The 2,857-nt window shown below is 68.6% G+C and carries 4 protein-coding genes; all 4 read right to left on the bottom strand.

The features are described from left to right. The coding region (locus tag VIW71_RS07825; protein WP_331621287.1) for a transposase at window positions 1-448 on the bottom strand (448 nt) is incomplete at its 3' end. Next, complete coding sequence (locus tag VIW71_RS07820) at window positions 396-1,394, bottom strand: tyrosine-type recombinase/integrase (protein ID WP_331621286.1); 999 nt, start codon at window positions 1,392-1,394, stop codon at window positions 396-398. The genes VIW71_RS07820 and VIW71_RS07825, both read right to left, overlap by 53 nt. 1 nt (window position 1,395) lies before the next feature. Then, window positions 1,396-2,373 carry a tyrosine-type recombinase/integrase gene (locus tag VIW71_RS07815; protein WP_331621285.1) on the bottom strand — a complete coding sequence of 326 codons (978 nt, stop codon included), beginning with the start codon at window positions 2,371-2,373 and terminating at the stop codon, window positions 1,396-1,398. Further along, window positions 2,363-2,857: tyrosine-type recombinase/integrase (locus VIW71_RS07810; protein WP_331621284.1), on the bottom strand; the 495-nt coding region annotated here is incomplete at its 5' end. The genes VIW71_RS07815 and VIW71_RS07810, both read right to left, overlap by 11 nt.

The following is a 2,857-nucleotide window of genomic DNA, read 5'->3' as shown; positions in this document are numbered from 1 at the left end:
CCCTGGTCGGTTCGAACGCCTCGTAGAGCGACCCGATGCCGTGGGTGTTGAGGTTGTCCATGACCAGCACCACGGTCTCGGCGTCGGGATAGTCGAGGGTGAGCAGCCGCTCGACCTGGTGGGCCCTGTCGATCCTGGTCCGCTGCGGCTGGGCGTCCACGTGACGCCAGCCGCGCAGCGGCTCGACCCAGACGAAGATCGAGCAGGTCCCGTGCCGGACGTACTCGGAGTCCACCTGCAGATCTGAGCCGGGGCTGGCGGGGAGCGGGTCGCGGGCGTGGCCGAGCAGCTGGAACGGTTTCTCGTCTGATGTGAAGCCTTCGGTTATGTGAAGGTGTCGGTGTTTGCGCTGGTGGGGGCCTCGGGTGGGCCTGGTTTCTTCGCATAACAGTGGCTCAGATTGCTTGACGGAGCCAGGTGAGCAGGTCCTGCCGAGAGGCCTGGTCATACCGGCTGGGCCCGAGGGTGTGCGCAGCAGCTGCTTCGATGGCTTGGCGCTTCATCTCTGGGTTGGCTTTGGCGTAGACCTCGGTTGTGACGATGGAGGCGTGCCCGAGGATGTCGCGGATGTAGATGAGGTTGACTCCGTTTTCCAGCAGGTGCATCGCCTTTGAATGACGCAGCATGTGGGGGGAGACCTTCTCGGGCACGAGTTCGGGCCGTTCGGCGTGCGCGGCGTGTGCGCATCTGGCCAGGATGTAGGCGGCACCGGCGCGCCCCAGCTGTTCTCCGGCCCTGTTGGTGAATACGGGCCCGGTCGGATCGTGGGGAAGGGCGCGGACGTGCTGGGTGAGGATCTGCGCCGCCTGTGGAGTCAGTGGCACGACGCGGGATTTGCGGCCCTTCCCGGTCAGGGTGGCGCTGGCGGGTCTGTCGAGGTGAAGGTCCCTGACCGACAGGTCGCAGGCCTCCTGGACTCTGGCGCCGGTGTCGTAGAGCGTCGTCAGCAACGCCAGGTCGCGTGGTCCGCGACGTCTGGCGTGCTCCAGCAGCAACCCGACCGCTTCCACGGGCAGGTAGCCGATAGCCGGCTCCGGGGCCTGGGCGGCTTTGACGCCCAGGACCTGCTGGGCTTGTGCGACCTGCTCGGGGGCCTGGGACTGGACGTAACGGAAGAACGACTTCAACGCGGCCAGGCGTTGGTTGGCGGTGGCGGTAGAGCATTGTCGGTCGGTGCGCAGCCAGCCGAGGAAGGACGCCACGTTCGGCGCGGTGAAGTCGACGAAGGAGACCTTGTCCGGCGGGGTCGCTTGCTGTTGGTCCATGAACCGCAAGAACAACGTGAACGCGTCCCGGTAGGAAGACACGGTATGTCGGGAGCAGGCACGGGTGACGGGGAGGTAGATGGTGAGGAACTGGGCGAGCGTGTCGGCAAACGGTCGGGCGGCGGCCATCTCACACCGTCCCGTGCGGGAAGACGTCCGCGTAGGTGTGGGCCATGGCCTGCTCGATGCCGGCCCAGGCCGACGGATCGAGGCGCAGGTAGTACTCCGCGGAGATGATGTCGGCGTGTCCCATGTAGGTGGCCAGCAACGGCAGCGCCGCGTAGACGTCCACCCCGTCGGCCTGCATCTTCGCCAGGCAGGCCACCGCGTAGGAATGGCGAAGGTCATGGGCGCGAGGAGCGCGGCCGGTGGCCGTGGTGACACCCGCTTCGAGCATCAGCCGCTGAAGGTGCGCGGTGGCCGAGCAGGGGTTGTAGCCCCTGCCCCGCGGGGACGGGAAGAACCACGCCTGGGGATCCTCGAGGACAAGGCCGACAGCGTCCGCGTAGTGGTGGGCGTGCGCCGCCAGGGACTGCGACATCGGCACCAGTCGGGTCCGGTTGTGCTTGGCCTTGCGGACGGTGATCACTCCCTGGGCCAGGTCCACGTCGCCGACCCGCAACGACAATGCCTCCCCGATCCGCAGCCCGCAGCACCACAGGAGGCGGACGAGCATCGCGTAGACCGGCTGGGTCTGCGGCCCGCACCGCGACGCCGGTCGGGCGTCGGCGCACGCGATCACCCGGGCCATCTCCTCGGCGGTGACGATCCGGGGCGTGAACGAGCGGAACTGGCGCGGCTGCGAGCGTTCCGGCAGCACCCACGCCTCGATGCCCTTCCATCGCAGGAACAGGGCGAACTGGCGGGCGATCCCCCGCCTGCCAGCGGCAGAGCCGGCGGACTCTGCGTCGCGGGGCCGGGCGAACTCTTCGGCCGCGGCCCTGGGCAGCACCCGCTGGTCGGGAGCCCGCCCGGCCAGGAATCTCGACAGGCGCCGGACCAGGTAGAGCCGGCTGTCGGGGTAGACGTAGCCGAGGTTCCGCTTGTAGTCGACGTACTCGCTGAACAGCTCGGGGAACGCCCCGTCCGCGGTGATCTCAGCGGCCATCGGGCACCTCCAGCGCCAACGGGCGCAGGTGGGCGACGTCCACCCGCAGATACCGGCGGGTGGTGTTCGCGTCGGCGTGCCCCAGCACCGCGCCGATCACCGGGTAACCAATGCCGGACTCGAGCATCCCGACCGCCGCGGAGTGCCGCAGGGCATGCAGCCCCCGGTGTCGCTCGGACATCTCGACCCCTGCCCGGGCGAAGCACCCGGACACCACCTGGTGGAAGTGGTTCCCCGCCGCCGGCGGCTGCAGAGGTGCCCTGCGGCGCAGGAACACGTGCGGGTCCTCGACCTCGGGCCGCTCGTTCTTCCAGTAGTCGATGATCGCCAGAGCGCATTCATCGGGAAGTGGCAGGTCGAGGCGTCGACCAGTCTTGCGCTGGACCAAGGACAGTCGCCGGTTCGCCCAGTCGATCTGGTCGAACTGCAGTCCCTTGATGTCTCCCGACCGCAGCCCGAGCAGCGCGGCGAGCAGCATCACCGC

The organism is Streptomyces sp., from assembly GCF_036524955.1.
In the GTDB taxonomy this organism is placed as follows: domain Bacteria; phylum Actinomycetota; class Actinomycetes; order Streptomycetales; family Streptomycetaceae; genus Actinacidiphila.
This window is presented reverse-complemented; position numbering and strand designations above follow the sequence as displayed.